Annotated in this window: 25 protein-coding genes and 1 tRNA gene; 17 read left to right on the forward strand and 9 right to left on the reverse strand. The window is 67.4% G+C overall.

Going from position 1 to position 23,803, the window contains the following annotated elements:
* Positions 1-46 precede the first annotated feature (46 nt).
* Positions 47-403: a c-type cytochrome gene (locus BLU84_RS03285; protein ID WP_170849073.1), complete on the reverse strand. Its 357-nt coding sequence runs from the start codon at positions 401-403 to the stop codon at positions 47-49.
* A gap of 1,205 nt (positions 404-1,608) precedes the next feature.
* On the opposite strand from BLU84_RS03285, the gene queC reads away from it, so the two are divergent.
* Both queC and BLU84_RS03295 read left to right on the forward strand, forming a co-directional pair.
* Positions 1,609-2,307 carry a 7-cyano-7-deazaguanine synthase QueC gene (gene queC, locus BLU84_RS03290; RefSeq protein WP_074862860.1) on the forward strand — a complete coding sequence of 233 codons (699 nt, stop codon included), beginning with the start codon at positions 1,609-1,611 and terminating at the stop codon, positions 2,305-2,307.
* A gap of 78 nt (positions 2,308-2,385) precedes the next feature.
* Positions 2,386-2,461, forward strand: a tRNA-Lys gene (locus tag BLU84_RS03295).
* 464 nt (positions 2,462-2,925) lie between these two features.
* Here BLU84_RS03295 and BLU84_RS03300 read toward each other — a convergent pair.
* Positions 2,926-3,474: a C39 family peptidase gene (locus BLU84_RS03300; protein WP_074862862.1), complete on the reverse strand. Its 549-nt coding sequence runs from the start codon at positions 3,472-3,474 to the stop codon at positions 2,926-2,928.
* A gap of 29 nt (positions 3,475-3,503) precedes the next feature.
* Positions 3,504-4,271: a hypothetical protein gene (locus BLU84_RS03305; RefSeq protein WP_139174580.1), complete on the reverse strand. Its 768-nt coding sequence runs from the start codon at positions 4,269-4,271 to the stop codon at positions 3,504-3,506.
* A gap of 41 nt (positions 4,272-4,312) precedes the next feature.
* Here BLU84_RS03305 and BLU84_RS26090 point away from each other — a divergent pair, with 41 nt between their 5' ends.
* The 3 genes from BLU84_RS26090 to BLU84_RS03315 all read left to right on the forward strand — a co-directional run bounded on the left by BLU84_RS26090 (position 4,313) and on the right by BLU84_RS03315 (position 7,518).
* Complete coding sequence (locus BLU84_RS26090) at positions 4,313-4,507, forward strand: hypothetical protein (RefSeq protein ID WP_139174582.1); 195 nt, start codon at positions 4,313-4,315, stop codon at positions 4,505-4,507.
* Between the two features lie 136 nt (positions 4,508-4,643).
* Positions 4,644-5,204, forward strand: coding sequence for an ECF-type sigma factor (locus BLU84_RS03310; protein WP_074862865.1), 561 nt, complete (start codon positions 4,644-4,646; stop codon positions 5,202-5,204).
* 10 nt (positions 5,205-5,214) lie between these two features.
* The gene (locus BLU84_RS03315) at positions 5,215-7,518 is read left to right on the forward strand and encodes a serine/threonine-protein kinase (RefSeq protein ID WP_074862866.1); all 2,304 of its coding nucleotides are present in this window, start codon (positions 5,215-5,217) and stop codon (positions 7,516-7,518) included.
* A gap of 345 nt (positions 7,519-7,863) precedes the next feature.
* Here the strand turns inward: BLU84_RS03315 and BLU84_RS03320 are convergent, their stop codons facing one another.
* Positions 7,864-8,241, reverse strand: a complete 378-nt coding sequence (locus tag BLU84_RS03320; protein WP_139174584.1) for a hypothetical protein — start codon at positions 8,239-8,241, stop codon at positions 7,864-7,866.
* Positions 8,242-9,635: 1,394 nt separating this feature from the next.
* Here BLU84_RS03320 and BLU84_RS03325 point away from each other — a divergent pair.
* Both BLU84_RS03325 and BLU84_RS03330 read left to right on the forward strand, forming a co-directional pair.
* Positions 9,636-9,962 (forward strand): hypothetical protein, encoded by a 327-nt coding sequence (locus tag BLU84_RS03325; protein WP_074862870.1) that lies wholly within the window; start codon positions 9,636-9,638, stop codon positions 9,960-9,962.
* A gap of 227 nt (positions 9,963-10,189) precedes the next feature.
* Positions 10,190-10,714: a flagellar basal body L-ring protein FlgH gene (locus tag BLU84_RS03330; protein ID WP_170849075.1), complete on the forward strand. Its 525-nt coding sequence runs from the start codon at positions 10,190-10,192 to the stop codon at positions 10,712-10,714.
* Positions 10,715-10,964: 250 nt separating this feature from the next.
* On the opposite strand, the gene BLU84_RS03335 is transcribed toward BLU84_RS03330, so the two are convergent.
* On the reverse strand, positions 10,965-11,456 hold the full coding sequence (locus BLU84_RS03335) for a MerR family transcriptional regulator (RefSeq protein WP_074862874.1): 492 nt from the start codon (positions 11,454-11,456) through the stop codon (positions 10,965-10,967).
* Positions 11,457-11,539: 83 nt separating this feature from the next.
* On the opposite strand from BLU84_RS03335, the gene BLU84_RS03340 reads away from it, so the two are divergent.
* The gene (locus BLU84_RS03340) at positions 11,540-12,778 is read left to right on the forward strand and encodes an NADH:flavin oxidoreductase/NADH oxidase family protein (protein ID WP_074862876.1); all 1,239 of its coding nucleotides are present in this window, start codon (positions 11,540-11,542) and stop codon (positions 12,776-12,778) included.
* Between the two features lie 249 nt (positions 12,779-13,027).
* On the opposite strand, the gene BLU84_RS03345 is transcribed toward BLU84_RS03340, so the two are convergent.
* On the reverse strand, positions 13,028-13,597 hold the full coding sequence (locus tag BLU84_RS03345; protein ID WP_074862879.1) for a helix-turn-helix domain-containing protein: 570 nt from the start codon (positions 13,595-13,597) through the stop codon (positions 13,028-13,030).
* 174 nt (positions 13,598-13,771) lie between these two features.
* Between BLU84_RS03345 and BLU84_RS03350 the strand changes: the two genes are divergently transcribed.
* Positions 13,772-14,563: an aldolase gene (locus BLU84_RS03350; protein ID WP_074862881.1), complete on the forward strand. Its 792-nt coding sequence runs from the start codon at positions 13,772-13,774 to the stop codon at positions 14,561-14,563.
* A 54-nt stretch (positions 14,564-14,617) separates the two neighbouring features.
* A complete protein-coding gene (locus BLU84_RS03355) occupies positions 14,618-15,529 on the forward strand; it encodes a dihydrodipicolinate synthase family protein (protein ID WP_074862884.1) in 912 nt (303 codons plus the stop codon).
* A 117-nt stretch (positions 15,530-15,646) separates the two neighbouring features.
* Here the strand turns inward: BLU84_RS03355 and BLU84_RS03360 are convergent, their stop codons facing one another.
* From BLU84_RS03360 to BLU84_RS03370, 3 genes are read right to left on the reverse strand one after another with little or no spacing between them, the layout of a single operon-like run.
* Positions 15,647-16,771 (reverse strand): ABC transporter substrate-binding protein, encoded by a 1,125-nt coding sequence (locus BLU84_RS03360; protein ID WP_083382276.1) that lies wholly within the window; start codon positions 16,769-16,771, stop codon positions 15,647-15,649.
* A complete protein-coding gene (locus BLU84_RS03365; RefSeq protein ID WP_074862887.1) occupies positions 16,768-18,165 on the reverse strand; it encodes a sensor histidine kinase in 1,398 nt (465 codons plus the stop codon). The genes BLU84_RS03360 and BLU84_RS03365 overlap by 4 nt, the downstream gene beginning before the upstream one ends.
* Positions 18,158-18,871, reverse strand: a complete 714-nt coding sequence (locus BLU84_RS03370; RefSeq protein ID WP_074862889.1) for a response regulator transcription factor — start codon at positions 18,869-18,871, stop codon at positions 18,158-18,160. Before BLU84_RS03370 ends, BLU84_RS03365 begins: the two co-directional genes overlap by 8 nt.
* 490 nt (positions 18,872-19,361) lie before the next feature.
* On the opposite strand from BLU84_RS03370, the gene BLU84_RS03375 reads away from it, so the two are divergent.
* The 7 genes from BLU84_RS03375 to BLU84_RS03395 all read left to right on the forward strand — a co-directional run bounded on the left by BLU84_RS03375 (position 19,362) and on the right by BLU84_RS03395 (position 23,803).
* Positions 19,362-20,333, forward strand: a complete 972-nt coding sequence (locus tag BLU84_RS03375) for a glycoside hydrolase family 6 protein (protein WP_074862890.1) — start codon at positions 19,362-19,364, stop codon at positions 20,331-20,333.
* 285 nt (positions 20,334-20,618) lie between these two features.
* Complete coding sequence (locus BLU84_RS27035; RefSeq protein ID WP_170849076.1) at positions 20,619-20,783, forward strand: hypothetical protein; 165 nt, start codon at positions 20,619-20,621, stop codon at positions 20,781-20,783.
* A gap of 200 nt (positions 20,784-20,983) precedes the next feature.
* Entirely contained in the window at positions 20,984-21,382 is a 399-nt protein-coding gene (locus BLU84_RS03380) for a hypothetical protein (protein ID WP_074862892.1), read from the forward strand.
* On the forward strand, positions 21,367-22,152 hold the full coding sequence (locus BLU84_RS03385; protein ID WP_139174588.1) for a hypothetical protein: 786 nt from the start codon (positions 21,367-21,369) through the stop codon (positions 22,150-22,152). Before BLU84_RS03380 ends, BLU84_RS03385 begins: the two co-directional genes overlap by 16 nt.
* Complete coding sequence (locus tag BLU84_RS03390) at positions 22,149-22,910, forward strand: hypothetical protein (RefSeq protein ID WP_139174590.1); 762 nt, start codon at positions 22,149-22,151, stop codon at positions 22,908-22,910. Before BLU84_RS03385 ends, BLU84_RS03390 begins: the two co-directional genes overlap by 4 nt.
* Before the next feature lie 170 nt (positions 22,911-23,080).
* Positions 23,081-23,281 carry a hypothetical protein gene (locus BLU84_RS26095; protein WP_139174592.1) on the forward strand — a complete coding sequence of 67 codons (201 nt, stop codon included), beginning with the start codon at positions 23,081-23,083 and terminating at the stop codon, positions 23,279-23,281.
* Positions 23,282-23,614: 333 nt separating this feature from the next.
* Positions 23,615-23,803 (forward strand): hypothetical protein, encoded by a 189-nt coding sequence (locus BLU84_RS03395; protein WP_074862898.1) that lies wholly within the window; start codon positions 23,615-23,617, stop codon positions 23,801-23,803.

The following is a 23,803-nucleotide window of genomic DNA, read 5'->3' on the forward strand; positions in this document are numbered from 1 at the left end:
CGTCGCCGCGCCACCGGCGCGATCGCGCGTGCATCGCAGGCCTGGATCAGCCGGCCGGGTCTTTCAGATAAGCGATCAGCGCCGCGCGATCCTCGGCCTTGGCCAGGCCGTTGAAGGTCAGGCACATGCCGGGATGGGTGCTGTGCGGCGACTTGAGGAAGGCATCGAGCTTCGGCTCGCTCCACTTGAAGTCTTGAGCGCGCAGCGCGCTGGTGTAAGCGAAGTGCGGCAACGAAGCGGCGGTGCGGCCGACGATGCCGTTGAGATGCGGGCCGGTCGCCGAGCGATCGGCGGCGTCGGTGGAATGGCAGGCGGCGCAGCGGATGAAGTGCTTCTTTCCCGATTGCGCCGACGGCGCGGATTCGGCCGATGCGGCGGTCGCGGGCGACGCTGCCGGAAACATCGCGAACATCGTTGCCAGGAGCGCGGCGAAAAACGGAATGGCGGCGATGTTCGCTATCGTCGCCACTCGCGTGTTTCGCTTCATGCGTTCGCCTTTGCTTGCGTCGTTTCGGCCGAGCGGTCGCTCGCCATGCAGGGCGCAATCATCGAGTGCGTGCGATGGTTTCGGATAATTGATTGTTCCGATGAAGGCTATCGACTGGCCCTATGAATAAGCTGTTGCTGGGGCTGTCGAGGTGAAAACTGCGGGCTGCGTGTCGATTATTTTTCTCTCGCCGTCGCAGTTGTTGCTCTGTGGCGATGCGAGTGCCGAAGCTTGCGTTTATGTGCGAATGCGAACGCGCGCACATGCGGCTGGCGTCCGTCCACGTTTGCGTTCGCTTCGATATGTACGCAATGCGCATCGTTCATTCGTATGAACGCTTATTGCGCGAGGTTGGTTGCGATACGGATGTGAAATGCTTCTCTCGCACACGCACACGCACACGCACACGCACACGCACACGCACACGCACACGCACACGCACACGCACACGCACACGCACACTCGCGCACGTGAAGCACATGCGCGCACGGAGGCCGGCGTCCACACGCGCGAATAGTCGCGAATCGTTCCGAGGCGGTTCGAGCGTTATCGTGCCGATGCGACACAGAGAAGCCGCCTCAATGCCGCCGTCGCGCTTGGCGGACGAGAGGCGAGCGACGGAGGCATCGGGCCGCTCGATGCCGCCGCCCGCCACCGCGCCCCGGCTTGCCGGGCGGGCCGAATCCGCGCGGAACAACGGCGGTGCGGCAGGCCGGCTGGCCCCGGATCGCAAGCGAGCCGCCACGGTGCAGCCCATGTACCGCCGCGCGCCTCGCGCACGGCCGCAGCCCGGTCACAGCGACGAAACCGGCTTGCGAGCCGGCCAATGCGGGTATGAACGCTCCACGCCGGGTGCGGTACTCTTGCGCGCGGCATCGCAGGCCCGCGTGCCCGCGAACACCGCGGCTCGGCCGGGCCCGCGCCCGACCCGGCGCCGACCCCGGTCCTTGCCGGATCGGCGGCCCGCAACGCCGTCGCCAGGCGCCCGCTGGCCCCACCCGGGATCGGCGAGCCGCCGGCAAGCACCGCAGGCCTCGCCCGATGCCCGCCTAAGTAATTGATCAATCGACCATTCGGGCAGGGATCCGTCCCGCCGAGCCCGTTGCCGGAGCCATGCAGAAATGAAGAAAGCCGTCGTCCTGGTGTCCGGAGGCATGGACTCCGCCGTCGTCGCCGCCATCGCCCGCGAGCAGGGCTTCCTGGTCCACGCGCTCAGCGTGCGCTACGGCCAGCGCCACACCTCCGAGCTCGACGCCGCCGCGCGCATCGCCGAATCGATCGGCGCGGCCGCGCACAAGACCGTCAGCGTCGACCTGCGCAGCATCGGCGGCTCGGCCCTGACCGACGAGAGCATCCAGGTGCCGCTCGACGACGACGGCCACGCGATCGGCCAGGACGCGGCCAAGGACGCGATCCCGGTCACCTACGTGCCGGCGCGCAACACCATCATGCTGTCGATCGCGCTGGGCTGGGCCGAGGTGCTGGGCGCCAACGACATCTTCTGCGGCGTCAACGCGGTCGATTACTCCGGCTACCCCGACTGCCGCCCCGAATTCGTCGAGGCCTTCGAGCGCCTAGCCAACCTCGCCACCAAGGCCGGGGTCGAGGGCGCCGGCCTGCGCGTGGTCGCGCCGCTGCAGTTCCTGAGCAAGGCCGACATCGTCCGCGAAGGCGTGCGCCTGGGCGTGGACTTCGGCCAGACCGTGTCGTGCTACAAGGCCGACGACGCCGGCCGCGCCTGCGGCCACTGCGACGCCTGCCGCCTGCGCGCCGAAGGCTTCCACGCCGCCGGCGTGGCCGACCCCACCCGCTACGTCTGAACGTCCAGCGGGCAGGGGCCTGACTCGCGCGCCGACCTGGGCTAGAATGCCCGGCTCCGGCGCGCCCGGACACGCGTTGGGTCGTTAGCTCAGTCGGTAGAGCATCGGACTTTTAATCCGCTGGTCGATGGTTCGAATCCATCACGACCCACCACTCCCTCGGGGTGGAACCCGCGTCTCTCCCCCTCCACGTTCCCACGAAAAGCCCTTTTTTGGCTTTTCGTCGCTGGCCTGTGGACTGGTCAAATACCCACAGCCCCTGTTTTGGCGAAAACTTCGCCAAATTTTCTCCGTTTCTCCCGTCCTCTGAACTGCCGACCAGGGCACAGGTTTTCGGGGAGTGGGGTGCGGCCGTGTCAGCACTTTCCGGGCAGCGCATCCGCTCGCGCCCGGGCGTTCGGTATCTGGAGCGCGCCTCGGCCTGAAGCGGGGCCGACACCGCGACGTCGAACGCGCCCGCGTTTCGCCGCTCCCACGAAAACCAAGACGCAAACGCAAACGCACGAACGCCGCGGCCCGACGAACAGGCCGCGACGCTCGCGTTTTCGCTCATGAAACGCAGCGCACTTGCAACCGCATCCTGCGCCGACAGACCGCCGGCGGCGGATGCGAACCCGCTCAGTACTGCACCAGCACGTCCTCCCACTTCCGGTCCGAGGCCGACACGGTCGCGGCGTAGGTGCGGTAATAGCTTCCGTCCCACGGGTCGTTGAAGTACACGTAGTTGCCCGAATAGCCGGTCACCACCACGTCGTGGGCGCCGCCGCTGCTCCAGCGCCAGGACATGATGAAGGGCTTGTTGGCGTCGATGCGCGCCTTCAGGCTGGCCTGGCTCAGCGCGCCGTTCTGCTGGTAGAAGCGCTGGCTTCCCCAGAAGTAGTTCATCGCATCGTCGACGTCGTAGTTCCAGTTGCCCTGGTTGGCGTAGCTGTTCCAGTAGAAGGTGTTGTTGCCGCAGGCGTAGTTGATGCCGAAGGAGTAGTTCGCCATCGAGCACTGCGCCACCGAGCGGCCGTGGTAGCTCAGGATCATCGAGGCCGAGGCCGCCCAGCACCAGTTGCTGTGTTCCTGCTTGTACAGCGGAACGCTGAGCACGCCGGCCGAGGCGGTGCCGATCGCAGCCAGCGCCAGCAGCGCGGCCGTGGACAGTTTGTTCTTGATCTTCATCGAAAGGGCTCCGCAGTTCGTTCGGTCGGTCAGCGCTGGCCGCGCTGCAGGTTGCCGCGCACGGCCGCTTGCAGCGCCGGCAGCAGGTCTTGGCTGTCCAGCGTCTGCTCGGCGCCGGCCGTGGTTCGGGCGGCGCTGGCGGACAGCGCGAGCGAACGGCGCGCCGAGGGCATCGGCACGAACCGCGAGCGATCGCCGGCGCCGCGCACTTCGATCAGGTCGGAGGTGGCCTGGTAGATGCGCACGAAGCGGAACGAGCCGTCGCCGGTGGCCGGTGCGGCCGCGACCAGATCGGCCGCGAGCGCGGATGCGCCGGCGCCGACCGCGGTCCAGCGGCCGCCGACCCGGTTCATGTCGAGCAGGCCGACCGGCTTGCCGGCGGACAGGATCACGAACTTCCAGGTGTCGGTGCTGCGCGCGATGCGGCTCAGGTCGGCGGCGGCGTTGGCGTACATCAGCGCGGCCGGGTCGACGGTGTTGACCTCGAAGCCGGCGCCCAGGGTGAGCGTGGCGAGTTCGCCGTAGGTCGCCGCGGCGAGCGGGAAGCCTTCGGGCAGTTTGGCGCCGGCGGCGTGGCCGCGGCTCATCTCCAGCATCATCGCGCGCAGGCCCTGTTCGGCCGCCGCGCGCAGGCCCAGGCTGGACTGGTCGCGCAACGCGACCCGGCCCGCCACGCCCTGGCCCGCGCCAAGGCCGGCGCCCGCAATCGCGCCCGCGCCGACGTTCTGGGCGGACGCAGGCAGCGCCGCGGCGCACAGGCCCAGGGCCACGGCCGGCGCCCACAGCGCGCCTCTCATGTAACCGACTTTCATCATGCTCTCTCCGGAATAGTGGTCTGTTGCGGCGCGGCATCGCGTCGCCGACGTTCGCCTCGCGCACGGCCGAAACTCGATTCGGGCCGCGCATCGGACGCGTCGATTTCAATTCACCCGGTACGCGGGAGATTCCCGCCAGCGATCTGCGCTTGCTGCGTCGCATCAAGAAAATCTGCGACCGGCGTTTGCCTTTTGAGCATTTCGGGCACAAGAATTAAGCCGCGCGGATCGCGGCCGATGGCACCGTGATCCTCGCAATGCGAGGGCGGGCGTCGCGCCGCAGGGGGGCGGCGGCTGCGGTGCGGAAGGGAGCCGCGCCGGCTGTCTCGCAGAATCCGACGAGGCACTGACATCATGGGCGAAATCACCGTTCTGCTCGGGCACGCGCGCGGTGGCGACGGCGCCGCCTGGGACCGGGTGGTGCATCTGCTGTACGCCGATCTCAAGCGGCTGGCGCGGCGCGCCAGCGCGGGCTCGGGCGGGCAGGACGTCACCGCGCTGGTGCACGACTGCTACCTGCGCCTGGACCGCGGCGGCGCCGACGGCATCGAAAGCCGCGCGCATTTCCTCTCGGTCGCGGCGATGGCGATGCGCCAGCTGCTGATCAACCACGCGCGCGACCGCATCGCCGGCAAGCGCGGCGGCCAGCACGCGCACACCACCCTGGGCAAGGCCGACCTCGACGCCGCGCGCGCGGCGTATTGCGAGGCCGAGGAGATGGTGATGATCGACGCCGCGCTCAAACGCCTGGGCGACGCCGACGCGCGCCTGGTGCGGGTGCTGGAGTGCCGGCTGTTCGCCGGGCTCAGCGAAGAAGAGACCGCGCTGGCGCTGGGCCTGCCGCTGCGTTCGGCGCAGCGGCTGTGGCAGCAAGCGCGCGAACGCCTGCGCACCTTGCTCGACGAGGCCGCCTGAGCCCGCCCGCATGTCCCTGCGCGACCGCTTGCTGGAACCGCAGGGCCCGCTGCGCGGCGCCTTGTTCGGCGAACTGCTGCGCAGCCGCTTCGGCGCCTGCGAACTGCAGCCCGGCGAGCGCATCGGCGCCTGGCGGATCGTGCGCGAACTCGGCCGCGGCGGCATGGGCCTGGTGTTTCTGGCCGAACGCGACGACGGCGAATTCGAACAGCGCGTCGCGCTGAAGCTGCTGCCCGACGCGGCCACCTCGCCCGACAGCGAAGCGCTGTTCCGCCGCGAGCGCCAGTTCCTGGCCGGGCTGTCGCACCCCAACATCGCTCGCCTCGTCGACGGCGGCCACACCGACGACGGCCACCTGTGGTTCGCGATGGAATACGTCGAAGGCCTGCCGATCGACCGCCACGCCAGCGTCCACGCGCTGGACGAACGCGCGCGCGTGGCGCTGCTGTTGCCGGCGCTGGAAGCGGTCGAATTCGCCCATGCTCGGCTGCTGATCCACCGCGACATCAAGCCCGGCAACGTGCTCATCGACGCGCGCGGCCAGGCGCGATTGCTGGACTTCGGCATCGCCGGACTGGCCCAGGACGGCGATCCGGCCGCGGCCTTCACCCCCGATGTCGCCAGCCCCGAACAACGCAGCGCGCGCCCGGTCGGCACCGCCTCGGACGTGTGGCAACTCGGGCGTCTGCTCGACACCGTGCTGCGCGCCGACACCGACGCGTCGCCCTCGCGCGACCTGCAGGCCATCGTCGCCGAGGCCATGCGCGAGGCGCCCGAACAGCGCTACCCCACCGTGGCGGCGCTGAAGAACGAACTGCTGCGCTACCTGCAGCGCCGCCCCGTGCGCGCGCGCCGCGGCGGCCCGGCCTACCGGCTGCGGCGGCTGGCGCAGCGTCATCCCTTCGGCACCGCAGGCAGCGCCCTGGCTGCGCTCGCCCTGATCGCGCTGGCGGCCGCATTCGCCGTGCAATCGGCGGCCGAACAACGGCGCCTGCTGCAAGCGCGCGACGAAACCGCCGCGATCAACCGCTTCCTCAGCGAAGACATCCTCGGCGCCAGCGACCCCTTCGAAGGCGCCGGCGACGGCCGCCCGATCGCCGAGCAACTCGAAGACGGCGTGCAACGCGCGCAGGCCCGTTTCCGCGACCACCCCGCCGTCGCCGGCCGGATCGTGCTCGCCCTGGGCAAGAGCCTGCTCGCCCGCGGCCGCTACGCCGCCGCCGCCGCCGCCGCCGACCGCGCCGCCGTCCTGCTGGGCGGCGTCGCCGACCCGCGCGACGCCGCCGACGCGGAGCTGCTGCGCGCCACCGTGGACATGTACCGCGGCCTGCCGCAACGCGCGCAACCGCGCCTGGAGCGCCTGCAGGAACGCTATCCCTACCGCCCCGGCGGCGCCTCACCGCTGGAATGGCACATCCAGGTCGCGCGCGGCTGGAACGCCATGCTGCTGAGCCGCTTCGGCGAATGCGTGGCGATCTACACCGAACTGCTCGCCCGCCCCGGCGCCGTCGGCGACGGCGACCTCGGCGACGCCTACAACAGCCTGAGCCTGTGCCAGGTCGCCACCGGCGCCGCCGAACAAGGATTGCGCAGCGGCGAACGCGCCGAACGCCACGCCGCCGCCGCCAACGGCCCGCACAGCGGCAACGCCGCCATCGCTCGCATCCGCATCGCCGTGGCCCTGAGCGCGCTGGGCCGCCACGACGAAGCCACCGCCCGATTCCGCCACGAAGTCGACGCCCTGATCGGCCTGGTCGGCGAGAACCACGGCACCACCGCGACCTACATGGACCACCTGGGCTTGCTGTACCTGTGCGCCGGCGACAACGAACGCGCCGCGCAATGGACCGGGCGCGGACTACGCGCGCGCCAGCAGGTGTTCGGGCCGCAACATCCGTGGACGGTCGGGGTGCAGGCGCAGTATGTCGTGGCGCTGTTGCGCAGCGGCCGCATCGAAGCGGCGCGACCGATCGTGGCTGAGGTCGAGCGGATGCAGGGGGCGGTCGATGAGCCCGGGTCGCAGGTGGCGATCCATCGTGGGCTGGGCGAGTGGTATCTGCGCGAGGGGCGCAACGACGAGGCGATCCGGCATTACCGGGCCGCGCGGGAATTGGCGTCGCGGCCGGGGATGGCGTATCGATGGACTCTGCATGCGATCGATGCGGGGTTAGGACTGGCGCTATCGCGTGCTGGTCAAAGCGCACAGGCGCGGGTGGCGTATCTGCGTTATGGCGGGAGTGAGGCTTACGACAACCGCTGCGTTGGGGGGCCGCGGATGGAGGCAGATCTGGATCGGCTGCGATATTCGCGATGAGTTTTGGGGTGTTAGCGGCACTGGTGCCAGAGGAGGCTGGACTAACGAAGCTCCGGTTGCTTCTCGCTTTCTTGGATCTTCTTCATCTGCCGAAAACCTGGTCGCAGCATGCGAATTGGTGTCATAGAAGTCTTGGTGGCTGGTGAGGCGAAGCTGGTTCAGTGGCCTAAGCAGCGTAGTTAGCGCCTATGCGGGCCGGGCCGGTAGCGCGTTGCGCTGATATGGCGGACATAAATTTGAACTCCACGCAATGGTCTAGTCCGTTATCCAGTGATTCATCGCCAAGTCCGCCTCGGGCGATTTGTTGCCTTTGTTGGACTCCGAAATCGGCTAGCTCAGCGACGCTCAGGTTTCGTCTTCGGGCCGCGCATCGGGACGGTCGGGTTCGTCTTCGACGGCGGCGTGCTTCCACTCGCGCGCTTCGCGCTCGATTTCGCGAAAGCGCGGGTGAATCTTGGCAAAGAAAAACCAGGTCAGCCCCCAGAGCGGGGCGGCGATCGCGGCGGAAATGCCGACCCAGCCCAGCCAGGACTGGGCCTGGTCGAACACCGCGACCACTGGCAACGCCAGCAAAGGTCCGAAAATCGTTGCCGGTACCAGCGCGCGCACCACTGGCCGGGAGATCGCACCGACCAGAACGAAGCAGGTCACCGTAGCGAACAGCACGACTAGGCTGAAGACGATCAGCACCGGATAGAAGAGGCCGTCGTAGTCGGTGGCCATCGCCGGGCCTGCGGCCATCGCAGTCAGGGCCGCTACCATTGCGCGCAACACCGTCGCGTATCGGCATCCCTTGCCCATGCAGCCCCCCTGTTCCGCATCGCGGCGATGTGGTTCGCACCACGTTACAACTGCGCCGGCGCTTCCACCACTGCGTCTTGACCCGGCAGTCGGGAGTGGCCTGGACAGCTAGCCCGGCGCCGACCCAGTCGGGTCGCCCGGGGGGCTGCACTGCTGGATAGCCGTGGGTAATCAAGAGAGTTGGATTCCGGTTGCCCACGCTCCACCACTCCTTCGCGGTGAGGATTGTCGAGGCGGCACGCGCGTCGGGATTCCTGCTCGCCTAGGGACGAGATACGCTTTCAAGCGCAGACAGCGCTTCGACCTAGCTATTTACGCACCCAAGCGGATCGGTCCCACTCGACCAGTGTCCGTTTGCCTGTCGAACCCCTCTTGCGCGCGACAGCTTGTCGACGAACCGAAGCGGCGGGGCGACGCTTCGATAGGAAATGCTTCCGCTTCTCCGCGGCGATCAAAAGGGCGTCAGTTCCCATAGGGCGAGCTTCTCGATGTCGATATTCATGCCGCCAAGGCTTCAATCATCTGTGTCAACCTGTCAGGCAAAAGCTGCCGATATAGCCGTCGAATGAGATCTCTTGTATTTTCGCTTTGCTCTTCCAGGCAAACTTTCGGGCCACACAAATGCGCTTGGTAAAATCTACGTTCGTGCTGCCAACGTTGCTTGTGACATTCGTGATCGCCGGCTGCATGCAAGCGCCTGAGAACTTGCGAGTGGCGAGCCCTTCGGTCAGTCCCGAAGAATCGTCAAGCAGCGAAGCTGTGTTGGCGCGGTCTTTGCAACTTGACGACGAGATGCTCGGCAAGGCGGATCAAGCGCTCGATGCGTTCAACGCATTGCAAACAACTGGGTCTTCCAGTTTTGTCTGGCTCGATGGAAGCCGCTCCATGTTCGCAGTGCGCGAGGGATCTGGTTTCCCCTTATGCCAATACGAGGCAGTGACAGGCACATCGGACCGAGCGGACGGCGGGAACAGAGTGCTCATCGCCTCAGCAGACCCATCGCTCGCGACCGGGGACGGACCGCGGTATCTCAAAGCCCTTCCTGGCTACGAACGCGCCAGTATTGGGACATGCGACGTCGTGGTTACACCAGCCACTCGCAACAACGAACCTTGGCTGGTGTTCGTGATCGAATCGCGATCCACTCAAGCACCCTGACGCCCGCAAAAAAATACGGTCCCGAGCCGAAGCCGCTTCGCGGCTCAGTCCACACAGGCGGGTATATAGTTCAGCTGCATCCGTGTGTGCGAAGGATCGGCAATGCAGTTTCGTTGGCCGTCCGATTCGGCATTCGGCTCTCTACAGACAGGCTCAACATGAAGCTCCCGATCAGAAGAACCATCATCGTCAACGGTATTGAATGGGACTTCGGCCGCGCCATCAGCGACGCGGCGCTCATCGGCGACACTGTGGTCTTGACGTTCATCCCCGACGAGGGTGAGCCTTCCATCATGGCGTTGGACTTGGATCGCAAGGTGCTTTGGCGCGACATGGATCTGGCGCATTTCGCCCACGATGACGACCATTTGGTCATGTACAGCATCGTAAGGGAGGAGCCCTTGAGTTTTTATCTCGACGTAGGCTACATCGCCAGAGTCGATTTGAAGACCGGGGCGCTGCTGGAGATGGAATTCGTCAAGTGATATCTGGAATCCGGATCGGCCGAAGCCGCTTCGCGACTCGACCTGATTGAGCGACCCACCACTGTGGAAGAATCAGTCGCGGCCAACCGAACTTGCATGCCTCACCACCACATAGATGCCGCACGATGAAAAGGCACGGCCATTTCCTTCACGTACTGATCTTGCATGCCGTAGTAGTCGTCGCGGCTTGCGCCGGGAGCGCGAATGCGCGCGAACAAGCGCCTCGCGTGCCCCCGCCGCCGAAATTGCCTCCGACAGAAGTGCTCGGGCCCCCTGAAGTAGCGCCTCCAACTTCGGTCTGGGCGCCACCGGCGAGCGCTGAATCGCGGAGTTCATCCGACGTCAACGACTATGTCGGCTACTCCGGCACGCAATCCGCGTTTCGGGTTGGCGATCCGATTACAGTACATGCGCGCAAATCGTCGTGGTCCAGGTCGCATGCCGTCCCCAATCCCGAGGCTTCGGAGACGGAACTGCTGGCAGCCATCCCGAGCGAGGTGATCGCGGTGAGCTCTGGCGGGAAGTTGCAGATCCGGGGCCTGCTCACGACCAGCGTAAACGGTCGGGAACAGATCTACCGAGTCACCGGCTACGTCCGCCCCGGGGACATCGACATCAGCGGGATTGTCGATTCGCGCCGCATCGCTGGCGCGTCCCTGGAATTGCTTGGCGATGGTGCAGGGGACTCTTCGCAGCGTAAGCGCCAAATCGAAAACATGTTCAAGCTGCTGGGGCTGCAGCGGGCACGATGAGTGCTTTCGGCTGCGCAACTGCTCTGGACAGTACCGGTGCGACGCTACGCGTCCAGCGATTCGGTCTGGCCCAAGCCGCTTCCCGGCTCGGCCTGGATAAAGGATTTTGCGCCAGCCCCGCTCAATGAGCGTCCGTTTGCCGATGGGACCGGTCTTGCACGCGGTTGCCTTTGCGCATCGGCATGTGCATTTTCTTTCGGTCTTCGCGACTTCGGTTCGCCCTTAAGCACAACGGATATCTGACAGGCTTCTAATCGGCCGCGGCCGCGGCCGCGCGCCGCCGACTCGCCTTGTCGAGCCGCTTGACGTCATCGGCCGCCATCGTCGGGCGCGCGATCTCGCCGTGCAGCATGCGCGACAGTACTCTGCGCGCGTTCTCGGCGCAGTCGATGTCCTCGGGTTTGGCTTCGATATCGGCGATGACCGCGATCAGTTGCGCCTTGCTTTGCGCGAGCCGCGCCTGCAATGCATCGATATCCGCGACCTTGTGGCGCAGCGTTTCGACCAGCGCACCGTGCTCCCCGTGTTCCTGGCTGGATGGAAGCAGCGTACGAATCTCCTCGAGACTGAAGCCGGCCTTCTGCGCGGTCGCAATGAGTTCGAGAACGAGCACTGCGTCGGGCGGATAGACCCGATAACCGTTCGGCCGGCGCTCGACCGCTTGCAGCAGGCCGATGCTCTCGTAGAAGCGGATGCGCGACTGGGCCAGGCCGCTGCGTTTGGCCAGATCCCCGATTTTCATGTCGATTCGCCTCGGCAAAAGTACTTGACATTAAAGTTAACTTAAAGGTTAGGGTGCGTCCAGTTCCCCTCTGGAGGCACCCCGTGTCCCTATTTTCTCCGCTGACGCTGCCCAACGGTTCCGTCATCCCCAACCGCATCGCCAAGGCCGCCATGGAAGAGAACATGGCCGACGCCGACCATGCGCCCTCCGACGAGCTGTTGCGCCTCTACCAAGCCTGGGCCGACGGCGAGGCGGGGCTGATCATCACCGGCAACGTGATGATCGACGCCCGCGCCATGACCGGCCCCGGCGGCGTCGTGCTCGAAGACGACCGCCATCTCGATCGCTTCAAGGCGTGGACGCAGGCCGGGCGCTCGCGCGGCGCGCAGATGTGGCTGCAGATCAATCATCCTGGGCGGCAAATGCCCGCAGCGCTCGGCCAGACAACGCTTGCGCCCTCGGCGGTCCGGCTCGACCTGGGCGCGCAGTCGAAGCAGTTCCCGATGCCCAAGGCGATGACCGAGACGGATATCGCCGAGGTCGAACGCCGTTTCGTCGCGACCGCACTGCTCGCCGAACGCGCCGGTTTCACCGGCGTGGAGATCCATGCCGCGCATGGTTACCTGCTGAGCCAGTTCCTCTCGCCGCTGGCGAACCGTCGCCAGGACCGTTGGGGCGGCAGCCTGGAGAATCGTGCGCGCTTGTTGCTGCGCGTCGTCGGCGCCGTGCGTGCCGCGGTCGCGCCCGGCTTCGTCGTGGCGGTCAAGCTCAATTCGGCCGACTTCCAGCGCGGCGGCTTCTCGGCGCAGGACGCGCAGGCCGTGGTCGCGATGCTCGCGCCACTGGGCGTGGACTTGGTCGAACTGTCCGGCGGCAGCTACGAGGCGCCTGCCATGGTGGGCCCCGCGCGCGACGAACGCACTCAGGCGCGCGAGGCTTATTTCCTCGAATTCGCTCGCGAAATAGGCCAGGTTGCGACGATGCCGCTCATGGTCACCGGCGGTATCCGCCGGCGCGAAATCGCGCAGCAAGTGATCGACAGCGGCGTCGCGATGGCTGGGATCGCCACGGCGCTGGCGTTGGAGCCGGATCTTCCGCGCAGCTGGAAACGCAGCCATGCAGAGATTCCTGCGCTCAAGCCCGTCGCCTGGAAGAACAAGCCGCTGGCCGCGGCGGCGCATATGGCTGCAGTCAAGTATCAGCTGACCCGTCTCAGTCGCCAGCGTCGAACGGCGCCGGGTGTTTCGCCGCTGTGGGCGCTGGTGGTCTCGCAGGTGGAAGCGCAGTGCCGCACCAAGCGCTACCGTCGCTGGATAGTTCAGCGAAGGGCCGCGGCTTGAAGGCAGTCTGTCGAGCGGTGCGTCCGGCACGCGGGGGGCGAGCGAGGCGCTGGATCGGGCGGCGCAGGGCAAGGTCATGCCGATCGTCGAGACCCGCCCGCCCGCACAGGGTCATGGCACCGCTTCCGCCGGGCGGGTCGCCAGCGCCTGGCGATGACGGTCATGACGGCTCGCTTTGAGCCGGCATCGGCTAGCGCGCGATTCCAACGTCGCCCAGGCCGGCGACCGGCCGCGCCGATCCGGCGGCGGTCAATCCGACGCCGCGTCGGCGTCGGCGTGCGCGTCGTGCACAACGATCAACACCTCAGCCTGCTGCGCGCCGATCGAGCGGACCCGATGCGGGATCTGCGAGTCGAAATAGACGCTGTCGCCGACGTCGAGCTGCACGCTCTGGCCGGCCAGCGAGACCTCGACCTGGCCCTTGTGCACGAACATCAGTTCTTCGCCGGCGTGCTCCTTGAACTCGGAGGTGGCGAAGTCCTTGGGCGGGTACATCATGAAAGGCAGCAGCCGCTTGTGGCCCAGTTGGGTCGCGATGCCTTCGTAGACGGGCTTGCTGGCCTTGCCCGATCGCGCGATCGGCGTGCGCTCGCCGGCGCGCACCACGGTGATCGAGGCCCGCTCGCCGGCCTCGTCTGAGAACAGTTGTTCGACGTCGATCTTGAACGCGTGCGCGAGCTTCAGCGCCACCGCGATCGACGGCACGCTCAGGCCGCGCTCGACCTTCGACAGATAGCTCTTGGTCAGGCCGGTCTGCAGCGCCAGCGACTCGATCGTCCAGCCGTACTTCTTGCGCAAACTTCTCAGGCGAGCAGCCATATCCGCATCCAGATGGGTGCCTCTATTGTCTCACATGACACTTTGTGTCATAAAGAGATCGCAGTGTTCTTGCCCTCCGGCCGAAGGCGTTCGCCACGGCCCGCGGCGGCCTCGAACGCGCGCACTCCTTGCCACCACTCCCCCGTGAACGGCGCTGACCAATGAGGTTCCTCCATGGCTACCACCCTGCAACTCGATAAAGGCACGCTCGTCGCCCAGGCGCAGCGGAGCATGCAGCAACTGCTGCCCGACAACGCCTGGACGGCGCGGCAAAAACTGGCGCTGACCTGCCGGATCCTGTTCGACGCCGGCCACGATTCCGGCCTGGCCGGGCAGATCACCTGTCGCGCCGAGCGGCCCGGCACCTACTACACCCAGCGGCTCGGGCTCGGCTTCGACGAAATCAGCCAGGACAACCTGCTGCTGGTCGACGAAGACCTCAACGTGCTCGAAGGCGCCGGCATGGCCAATCCGGCCAATCGCTTCCACAGCTGGGTCTATCGCGCGCGCCCGGACGTCAACTGCATCATCCACACCCACCCGCTGCACATCGTCGCGCTGTCGATGCTGGAAGTGCCGCTGACGGTCTCGCACATGGACATCTGCCCCTTGTTCGACGACTGCGCCTTCCTCAAGCAATGGCCGGGCGTGCCGGTGGGCAACGAGGAGGGCGAAATCATCTCCGCCGCGCTCGGCGACAAGCGCGCGATCCTGCTCGCCCATCACGGCCAGTTGGTGGCGTGCGCGAGCATCGAGGAAGCCTGCGTGCTGGCGGCGTTGTTCGAACGCGCGGCGAAGCTGCAGTTGCTGGCGATGGCGGCCGGCGAGATCAAGCCGATTCCCGAAGCGCTGGCGCGCGAAGCCCACGACTGGATCTCCACGCCCAAGCGCAGCCAGGCGACGTTCGCCTATTACGCGCGCCGCGCGCTCAAGCAGCACCCCGACTGCCTCGCCGACGCCGCCTGACTCGGCGCGGCCTCGATCGACGCTGCTTCCACCAACGCGAACAAGGAAACCCCCATGCAATCCATCGATCTACACGGCATCGTCGCTTATCCGATCACCCCGTTCCACGACTCCGACGGCAGCGTCGACGACGAGATGCTGGTGCGCCTCATCGACCGGCTGATCGACAGCGGCGTGCACGCGATCGCGCCGCTGGGCAGCACCGGCGAAAGCGCTTATCTCAGCGAATCGGAATGGCGTCACGTCGTCGAAACTTCGGTCGGCCGGGTGGCCGGGCGGGTGCCAGTCATCGTCGGCATCTCCGAACTCACCACGGCCGCCGCCGCGCGCCGCGCGGTCTATGCCGAGCAGGCCGGCGCCGCCGCGATCATGGTGCTGCCAACTTCGTACTGGAAGCTCGGCGAAGAAGAAGTGTTCCAGCACTACGCGCGCATCGCCGCGGCGACCGGCCTTCCGATCATGGCCTACAACAACCCGGCCACCAGCGGCATCGACATGTCGCCGGAGCTGATGATCCGCATGACCCGCGAGATCGACAACGTCTGCATGATCAAGGAGAGCTCGGGCGACATCCAGCGCATGCACCGGATCCATGAGCTGTCCGGCGGCACGGTGCCGTTCTTCAACGGCAGCAATCCGCTGGCGCTGGAAGCCTTCGCCGCCGGCGCCAGCGGCTGGTGCACCGCGGCCGCCTGCCTGATTCCCGAGCAGACCCTGAGCCTGTACGCCGCTGCCCAGGCCGGCGACATGGCGGCGGCGCGCGAGACCTTCTATCGGCAGCTGCCGTTGCTGCAGTTCATCCTCAAGGGCGGCTTGCCGAAGACGGTCAAGGCGGGCTTGCGTTTGAGTGGGCTGGACGTCGGCGCGCCGCGGCATCCGGTACTGCCGTTGGATGCGGCCGGTTGCGCGGCGCTGGCGGCGATTCTGAGCGCGGTGACCGGCGAGGGCGCCTCGCTGGCGGCGTAACCGGGGCGGCGCGTTCGGCGAGCCGGACGCGCCTGCCTGCATGGTCGAACGGGCTCGGTCGAGCGCGGCCCGTAGTGCGCTTGCGCGGTGCGAGGATGCCGCTGCGGCGGCTGTAGTTCAGCGCGGCGCAGCCTGCGTCGCGCCCGCGCCCAACGCCGCGCTCCAATCGCGCAGAAAATGCCGGCGCTTGGTCTCGTCCAGATACACCAGCAAGCCCAACCCCAACGGCACCCGGCGCGGGTTGGCGGCCGCGCCGAGCAGGCCGCGATAGGCCTGCGGCGCGGGCAGGTCGGCGCGCGCGGGAATCAGGTAGGCCTCGCGCGACAGCAGCGCCTGGCCGCGCGGCGACAGCAGGTGATCGAGGAAGCGGCGCGCTTCGTCGGCGTGCGGGGCTTCGCGCGGGATCAGTGCGGTGCGCGCGACCAGCAGCAGGTGGTCGCGCGGCAGCACCACGCGCAGCGGCGCGCCGCGTTCGATGCGTTGCAGGGCGTAAGAGCCGAACACGCCGTAGGCCAGGCTGAGTTCGCCTTCGGCGAGGCGGTCGAGCAGGGCGTCCATGCGCTTGTAGGGTTGCGCGCGTTGCGCGCCGAACGCGGCCAGCAGCGGCGCGGCGCTGTGGCCGAGCAGCTTGGCGTCCTGGGTGGCGATGAAATAGGCCACGGCGCTGTCGCGCGGGTCTTGTACGGCGATGCGGCCGCGCAGCGGTTGGTCGGCGCGTTGCAGCAGGCGCAGCAGGCCGTCGCGGTCGCGCGGCGCTTGCGCCGGGTCGAGGCGGCCGCTGTGGTAGACCATCGTCACCGGCTCGTAGCCGTAGGCGAACAGTTCGTCGCGCCAGCGCGCGGCCGCCGGCAGCGCCTGGCCGTTGGGCGAGCGGTGGGCGCGGGCGTAGCCGTCGTTGACCAGTTTCGCCTGCAGGTCGGTGCTGGCGCTGAGCACCAGGTCGGCGCGTTCGGCGGCGTTGCCGGGACGCAGCACGCGGTCGTACAGCGCCTGCGTGTCCAGGTGCGAGTAACGCACTTCCACGCCCGGGTGCAGGCGCTGGTAGTCCAGGATCAGCGCGCGCATCAGCCCGGCGTTGGACGAGCCGTGCAGCACCAACTGCCCTTGCTTGGGCAAGCGCGGCGCGAACACGCTGATGCGTTCGTTCTGCTTCGGCCGCGCCTGCGCCGGCGACAGGTACAGCGTGCCCAGCGCCGCGACCAGGAACAGGGCAATGCCCGCGGCCCAACGCAAGGTTTTCACGCCGCGTCCTTGGGCAGGCGCAGGCGCGCCTCCAACCCGCCGAAGCTCGAGCGCGCCAGCTCGATGCGGCCGCCGTGGCTCTCCACCACGCGCTTGACGATGGCCAGGCCGAGGCCGGCGCCCTGGGCGCTGGCCAGGTCGCCGCGCACGAAGCGTTCGAACGCGCGCTCGCGCTCGGTCTCGTCCATGCCGGGGCCGGCGTCGGCGACGCTCAGCGCCAGGCCGGCGTCGTCGCGTTCCAGGCGCACGTGCACCGGCGCGTCGCCGCCGTGCTTGATCGCGTTGTCGATCAGGTTCTTGATCGCCTCGCGCAGCATCAGCGCATCGCCGAGCAGGCGGGTGTCGTTGGCCGCGCATTCGAAGCGCACCTGCGGGCGCGGCTCGGCCAGCGGCACCGATTCGTGCAGGGCCTGGCGGGCGATGGTCTCCAACTGCAGCGGCTTGAAGTGGTGCAGCTCGGCGCGGTGGGTGACGTGGGCGTGGCTGAGCAACTGATTGAGCAGGCGGCTGAGCTTGCCCGCGTGCCGGTCGATCTGCTGCAGGCCTTGGCGCCACTGCTGCGGATTGTTCTGGTGCAGGGCCAGCTGCGCCTGCGCGCGCAGCGAGGCCAGCGGGTTGCGCATCTGGTGCGCGGCCTCGGCGATGAACGCGCGCAGGGCGTCGATGTTGGTCGACAGGCGCGACATGAAATGGTTCTGCGCGGCGACCACGTGCGACAGCTCGGTCGGCACCGCGCGGTCGATCGGGCGCAGGTCGAACGGCGTGCGCACGCTGAAGTCCTGTTCGATCCGCACCAGCGGTTGCAGCGCGCGGTCCACCGCCAGCCAGGCCAGCAGCAGGGTGGCGACGGTGAACAGCGCGATCCAGCCGGTGACGTGCCAGACGATGTCGTCGGCCACCGCCTCGCGCGCGCGTCGGGTCTGGCCGATCTGCACCAGCGCCGCGCCGGCGCCGTCGCCGCTGGCGGCGCGGCGCAGCACGGCGAAGCGCACGGCTTCGCCGCGGTAGGGCGCGTCGAAGAACAGCGGCTGCTCGCCGACCGCTCTGGGCGCGCGCGGCAGGTCGGCGTAGCCGGTGAGGGTGGCGCCGTCGGGCGTGTACACGCGGTAGAACGCGCGGTCGTCGGGCGCGGCCGAGAGCAGCTCCAGCGCGGCGCAGGGGATGTTCGCCTCCAGCCGCCCGTCGACCAGCGCCAGGCTGTCGGCGATGGTCAGCGCCGAGGCGTTGAGCAGGCGGTCGTAGGACAGGTCGGCCGCGCGCCGGCCGTAGCGGCCGGCGCCGAGGAACAGCAACAGCATCGCCACCAGCGACAGCAGCCCGATCGACAACAACAAGGTGCGCCGGATCGACGGCGGCGGCCGTACCTGCGCGGCGCTGACGGCGGCCTCACTCATGCGCGCCGCCGCTGGGCTGCGCCTGCGCGCAGTCGCGCAGGGTTTCGGCCAGATAGCCGGTGCCGCGCACGGTGACGATGCGCAGGAACTGCTGCGGCAGCTTCTTGCGCAGCCGCGCCACGTACAGCTCGACCGTGTTCGAGCCGGCCTCCTCGCTCAGCGCGAACAGGCGATTGGTGATCTCGGCCTTGCTGACCACCTGGCCGAGCCGGCCGACCAGGATTTCCAGCAGGCTGTACTCGCGATTCGGCAGGTCGATCGTGCGGTCTTCGAAACGCAGCCGGCGCGCGGCGTTGTCCATCAGCATCGGCCCGATCCGGACCAGGCTGGAGGTCTGCGCCTGGGCTTGTCGGCGCCGGGTCAGCGCGCGGCAGCGCGCGGCCAGTTCGCGGAAATCGAAGGGCTTGCCGATGTAGTCGTCGGCGCCGACATCGAGCGCGCTGATCCGATCCTCGATGTCCGAACGCTCGGTCAGCATCAGCACCGGCGTGGCGTCGCCGCGCCGGCGCAGTTCGGCCAGCAGGCTCAGCCCGTCCATGCGCGGCAGGCCGATGTCGAGCAGGACCAGATCGTAACGTTCGTGTTCGAGAAAGCGCAGCGCGTTCAATCCGTCGGCTTCGTGATCGACGGCGTTGCCGGTGCGGCGCAGATGCTGGACCACGGAATCGGCGAGGTCGAGATTGTCCTCGACCAGCAGGATGCGCATAGGAACTCCTGGGCGTGCGCGCGGGCGCCGCCGTTGTGCGGTGGACGGGGCCCGAAGGCGGTCGCGGCGGCGCGGGCGAGGCGGGCGAAACGGCGGCTTCGCGCCGGTTTTCGTGCCGCTTGCGCATCGCGCGACAGGTCGCCGACAGGCCCCCGGCCTAGACTGTTCGCGTGCTCTGGAGGGAGTGTTCGGTCGCGCTGGTTGGGTGGTTCCGCCGGCCGGTCGATAGTGCGATGGACGCATGCTCCGGGGAGGGAGCATGCGTCCACGACTAACACGCAGCAATGGCTCTGTCGATGGGCCGCACGAGCAAAGTTCGAAAGTGTGAGGCGCTTAAAAGAGCGCCGCGCCGAGGCGGGCGATTTTGCCTACGCCCGGCGTCCGCGAAAAAAGCGGAGCTGATGGCAGTCGTAAGAAAAAGTAGGTAGCGCGCGAAACCATCGCCGCGCCGATGACCGCCTTCGATCCCGTATCACTTGCAGGAGGAGACATGCGTCAAGGTATACGATCCATCCGCCGCACTCGCCGCACCGCGCCGTTGTGGCTGGCGCTGGCCGCGTTGCTGGCCTCGGGCTGCGCCAGCGCGGCCAACCAGAACGGCGGGTTCTACGTCGATCCCGATTCCAATCCGGCGATCTGGGTGCGCGACCACGGCAGCGATGCGCGCGCGGCGAAGATCCGCACGTCGATCGCCGGCAAGCCGATGGCGCGCTGGTTCGGCAACTGGAGCGGGGCGATCGGCAGCGCGGTGTCGCGCTACGTCGAGGCCGCGCGCAGCGCCGACAAGCTGCCGATCCTGGTCGCCTACAACATTCCCGGACGCGATTGCGGCAGCCATTCCGGCGGCGGCGCCGGCAGCCCGGAGGCGTACCGCACCTGGATTTCGAGCTTCGCCTCCGGGATCGGCAACAGCCGCGCGGTGGTGGTGATCGAGCCCGATGCGCTGGCGCAGCTGGACTGCCTGTCCGCCGATCAGCGCTCGGTGCGCGTGAGTCTGCTGCAGTACGCCGCGCGCGAGTTCAAGCAGCGCGCGCCGAACGCGCAGGTCTATCACGACGGCGGCAATGCGAGCTGGATCGGCGCCGACGACATGGCGCGGCGCCTGCAATCGGCCGGCGTCGCCGAGATCCGCGGCTTCGCCTTGAACGTGTCGAACTATCACACCAGCGCCGATTCCAACCGCTACGGCGCGGCGGTGGCCGCGTCCTTGAAGAGCCAGTTCGGCTACGCCAAGCCGTTCGTGGTCGACACCAGCCGCAACGGCAACGGTTCCAACGGCGAGTGGTGCAATCCGGCCGGGCGCAAGCTCGGCGTGGCCTCGCAGAACGCTTCCAGCGGCGCGGAAATGCTGCTGTGGGTGAAAGTGCCCGGCGATTCGGACGGTCCATGCGGCATCGCGCCGAACACGCCGGCCGGTACGTTCTCGCCGGACATCGCTGTGCGCTTGATCGAAGGGCGCTGATCGGAAAGCGCCGATTCGAAAAACGCTGAAGAAACACGGATCGCGCGCCGGCCTCGACCGCCGCCCGACGCGATCCGGACCGCGCATCCGCTGTCGCGTTCGCCCTCGCCCCTGCGGTGCGGGCGCGACAGTGATGCCGCGGCCGCCGATCCCGCGGCCGCGCTTTTGTTCTCTCCCCGGTCCGTCGCGCACGTCGCGGCGTGGCGGCGGCGCGCCCGACGCTCGGGGCCGCGCCGCCGCCGACCGGACTTTTCGGCGCCGCAACGCGGCGCGCGGAGTCTTCGCATGCCGTGGTTCTCGCTGCATTCCTGGTCGCGCTGCCGGCGCGGCGCGCTGTGCGCGCTGGCGTTGCAAGCGGCGTTCGTCAGCGCGGTGGCGGCCTCGTCCGACCGCGACCTGCTGCGCGCAGAGCTGACCCGCGCTGAGCTCGCGCACGCGCAGCCGCGTTGAAGTTTCTCCCGCCGCGCACCTTGGGCCCGTGCCCCCGGGGCCCAGCGATCGTCCGTGGGCGGACGGCCGTAGTGCGATTGGCGGGGCGTCGCGCGGCGGTCTGCACTCGTGGATGCAGATCGCTGCGCGGCGTTTTATCCGCGCCGGCGCCCAGGCGCCGGCGCTCGTCGAATTCCGTTTTCCTGTCAGGAGTGTCCGTCATGATCCGCACGTCCATCCGTTTCGCCGCCGCCGTATTGGCGCTGGCGCTGTCCGCCGGCGCCTTCGCTGCCGCGCCCAAGTTCCAGATGCCGTTCCCGTGCAAGCAGGTCTGGCACGGCAATACCCGCGAGAACCACAGCCCTAAGCTGGCGGTGGATCTCAGCCGCGCCAACGGCGAGGGCGACAAGGTGGTGGCCGCGGCCAAGGGCACGGTGAGCAAGGTGCGCAGCCGAGGCTCGGCGCCCGTAGCTGCGACGCGTGTCGCATTTACGGGCGCGCCCTCGTCCTCCGGTAGGGAGGGCGAGTCGTCTGACCGTTACTGGGTAGCGTCCGCGTCGGACGCTGTTGGAATCCCCATTTTTCAATTCATGGAAAGAAGTGCATGTTCGTCAAGCTAGCCACCGCGTTTTTATTAATGTGTGCATCTTCGGCGGCCGTCGCAGGGTGTAAGTGGATAAACGCTACTGTCATCGTGAACGGGCAGGCGCACAGCAACTGGATCTGGCAGTGCGATAGCCCCGATCCGCCGGGAGACGGGGAACCGGGGGGCGGGGGAGACGGCGGCGGCAGTGGGGGGCCAGACCCCGCCGTGGCCTGCACCTACCTCGCCCAAGCGCGACCGCCGAGTTGTCCAACCGCGATCAAAATGCCCAGCGGCGCCGAGTTCGGTGCCGGTTCTTACGCCGGGGGATCCGGCCTCGCGAAGCTGATCTACCTGAAGAACAGTGGTCTGCTCAGGGATTTCGACCGCACCAGCATCGAAAACTCGCTGTTGAATCACACCAGCGACATCGCGTACGGGTCGTTCGCCGATATGACCCTGATCAACTTCAATCTGATCGGAAACCTTGCTCGCATCTGCACCGAGATTTCGGAGTACGACCGAACGAACTGGCCTTTCCAGCTCACGGACGGAACCAAGAAGTGCCAAGATGCCCTGGAAGTCTTGGTGCGTGAGGCTGGCGGCGACACGTTCGCTAGCGAAGTCCGAGCTTGGCTGGATCTGAACAAGTTCGACATCGGACTCGGCTACCTGAGTCTGTCCTCCGTCGTGGCCTGGGGTGCGCCCGAGAACTCGTTGGGCATGAAGGTCAACAAGGTTCAGGCCGAAGCCAAGTGCTCCCAATGGTGGGAGAATGTCCATGTCTATCAGTGCTCGGTGCCATGAAGAAGATCGCTATTGCTGTTGCTTTCGTCGCCGTTACGGTCATTGCCTTCTGGATCGGCCGGCAGAGCGAACAGGCTCCGGCCCCTACCGTCGATAGCGGTCCACCACCTATCGCCGCTGCTCCGACGGCAATCGCGTCGCCGGACGGCCCGAATGTTGGCGGTGCACCTCCGGCGGAAAGCGCTAGTTCCGATGCCGTGTTCCGAGCCTATAAGTGCCCGGACAGCAACGCTGACAAGTGTGAGTACATGCTCGGCGCCGCCACATCCGCGGCTGAGGCGCAGTGGCTGGAGCGGATGGGCTATCCCACTGCGGCGCAGACCGAAGAGTTCAGCAAAATGCCGCTGAGCGAACTGAAGCGGCTGAGCGATGCGAAGAATAACGTCGCTACGGTCTTCTACGGCAAGAAGCTGGTCGAAGCCGGGCAAGGTTTGATCGGCTTAGGGGTCATGCAGCAAGCAGCGGTGCGCGGCAGCATCTATGCAAATCATGTAATGGCTGAGGCGCTCTTAGACAAAAACAGCGGGGTTTCTGACCCGATAGAAGGCAAGGCGCGACTGCGGCTGGCCTATCTGTTGGGCGACTGGAAGGCTTCGTATCCACTGTCCTCGTCGCTCGCAGGCTCGGCCGCACCGCTTGAAGTCGGCATCGTCGACCGACGGGCCATGCGCTTGTACGAAGGGTTGCTGTCAGCCAAGTATCGGGAGCACGTCCCGGTTGTTTTTGCGGTGCGTCCGACGTCGCCGGACCCGTTGTAATCAGCCCCTGACGTCAGAGGTCTTCACCGAGCAGGGCTCGTTGCGTGCTTTCCGGCAGCTTCTTGAAGTCGCCCGGTTTGAGCTGTTGCAAATCGACTGTGACCTCTCGGTTTCCAGCCCCCGCGCCGCCGCTACTTGGGGCGGCGCGGCGGAGGCCGCCGCTGCCGCGCGTGCCGCTGCAACCTGCCTCGTCTGAAATGCGGCGCTTCGTGCATCGCCGGCTGACGGGACAGCCGTACACCGTGACCTTCGACAACAGTCAGTTCGTGCAGTTGCGGATGATGGTCAAGAAGACGGGTGTGCCGATTCCGCACGACCTGATCGTTAAGGCGCCCACGCTGGCGACAAGTCCGAGACAGCGGGCGCCCTGATGGTCGGGTTCAGCCTGGGGGTTGCGGAGCTCAGGGAGGGGGAACGCTCGATGGATTGCTGCGCCGGGTAGATGCTGCGTTGTACGCGAGCAAGGCTGGCGGGCGGGGACGGGTCACGGGCGATGGTCTGGACTCACTCGTGCTGCGCTGTCGCCGGGCACGTAGGCGAAATGCGACTCGGCGTCTCGGTCCAGTCGGTGTGTGTAACTATTCTCAATGTTCCACCCACAGGAATGGGCACACCGTGAAACACAAAGCTATCCTCGCCTTCGCAGCGGCGCTCCATTCGCTGCTTTGCACTGCCTGTACACCGCCCAACTTCGTACCGGCTGATTGGACCGCCCAGACGGATGGTGTCAAAGCCTCGGACGCGCTGCGCGACAACTAACGCTGGACCACCTGCACCACGAGCAACTGCTCAACGGCGCGCTGCAGAAGATCAAGTTCGATGGCCGCACCATCCATTACTACGACGGCCGCGGCCGCTACACCGATTACAAGAGCGCCAATCGCTGCCCGTGA

It is taken from the genome of Lysobacter enzymogenes (genome assembly GCF_900106525.1).
Classification (GTDB): domain Bacteria; phylum Pseudomonadota; class Gammaproteobacteria; order Xanthomonadales; family Xanthomonadaceae; genus Lysobacter; species Lysobacter enzymogenes.

Bases quoted from the DNA above. Each gene is read 5' to 3' on its own strand.
- BLU84_RS27035 (WP_170849076.1), top strand. From the start codon at position 20,619: ATGCCGTGGTTCTCGCTGCATTCCTGGTCGCGCTGCCGGCGCGGCGCG.
- BLU84_RS03335 (WP_074862874.1), bottom strand. From the start codon at position 11,456: ATGAAAATCGGGGATCTGGCCAAACGCAGCGGCCTGGCCCAGTCGCGC.
- BLU84_RS03385 (WP_139174588.1), top strand. From the start codon at position 21,367: ATGTTCGTCAAGCTAGCCACCGCGTTTTTATTAATGTGTGCATCTTCG.
- BLU84_RS03325 (WP_074862870.1), top strand. From the start codon at position 9,636: ATGAAGCTCCCGATCAGAAGAACCATCATCGTCAACGGTATTGAATGG.
- BLU84_RS03355 (WP_074862884.1), top strand. From the start codon at position 14,618: ATGCAATCCATCGATCTACACGGCATCGTCGCTTATCCGATCACCCCG.
- BLU84_RS03380 (WP_074862892.1), top strand. From the start codon at position 20,984: ATGATCCGCACGTCCATCCGTTTCGCCGCCGCCGTATTGGCGCTGGCG.
- queC (WP_074862860.1), top strand. From the start codon at position 1,609: ATGAAGAAAGCCGTCGTCCTGGTGTCCGGAGGCATGGACTCCGCCGTC.
- BLU84_RS03310 (WP_074862865.1), top strand. From the start codon at position 4,644: ATGGGCGAAATCACCGTTCTGCTCGGGCACGCGCGCGGTGGCGACGGC.
- BLU84_RS03365 (WP_074862887.1), bottom strand. From the start codon at position 18,165: ATGAGTGAGGCCGCCGTCAGCGCCGCGCAGGTACGGCCGCCGCCGTCG.
- BLU84_RS03320 (WP_139174584.1), bottom strand. From the start codon at position 8,241: ATGGCCACCGACTACGACGGCCTCTTCTATCCGGTGCTGATCGTCTTC.
- BLU84_RS03370 (WP_074862889.1), bottom strand. From the start codon at position 18,871: ATGCGCATCCTGCTGGTCGAGGACAATCTCGACCTCGCCGATTCCGTG.
- BLU84_RS03305 (WP_139174580.1), bottom strand. From the start codon at position 4,271: ATGAGAGGCGCGCTGTGGGCGCCGGCCGTGGCCCTGGGCCTGTGCGCC.
- BLU84_RS03375 (WP_074862890.1), top strand. From the start codon at position 19,362: ATGCGTCAAGGTATACGATCCATCCGCCGCACTCGCCGCACCGCGCCG.
- BLU84_RS03285 (WP_170849073.1), bottom strand. From the start codon at position 403: ATGTTTCCGGCAGCGTCGCCCGCGACCGCCGCATCGGCCGAATCCGCG.
- BLU84_RS03315 (WP_074862866.1), top strand. From the start codon at position 5,215: ATGTCCCTGCGCGACCGCTTGCTGGAACCGCAGGGCCCGCTGCGCGGC.
- BLU84_RS03390 (WP_139174590.1), top strand. From the start codon at position 22,149: ATGAAGAAGATCGCTATTGCTGTTGCTTTCGTCGCCGTTACGGTCATT.
- BLU84_RS03345 (WP_074862879.1), bottom strand. From the start codon at position 13,597: ATGGCTGCTCGCCTGAGAAGTTTGCGCAAGAAGTACGGCTGGACGATC.
- BLU84_RS03300 (WP_074862862.1), bottom strand. From the start codon at position 3,474: ATGAAGATCAAGAACAAACTGTCCACGGCCGCGCTGCTGGCGCTGGCT.
- BLU84_RS03350 (WP_074862881.1), top strand. From the start codon at position 13,772: ATGGCTACCACCCTGCAACTCGATAAAGGCACGCTCGTCGCCCAGGCG.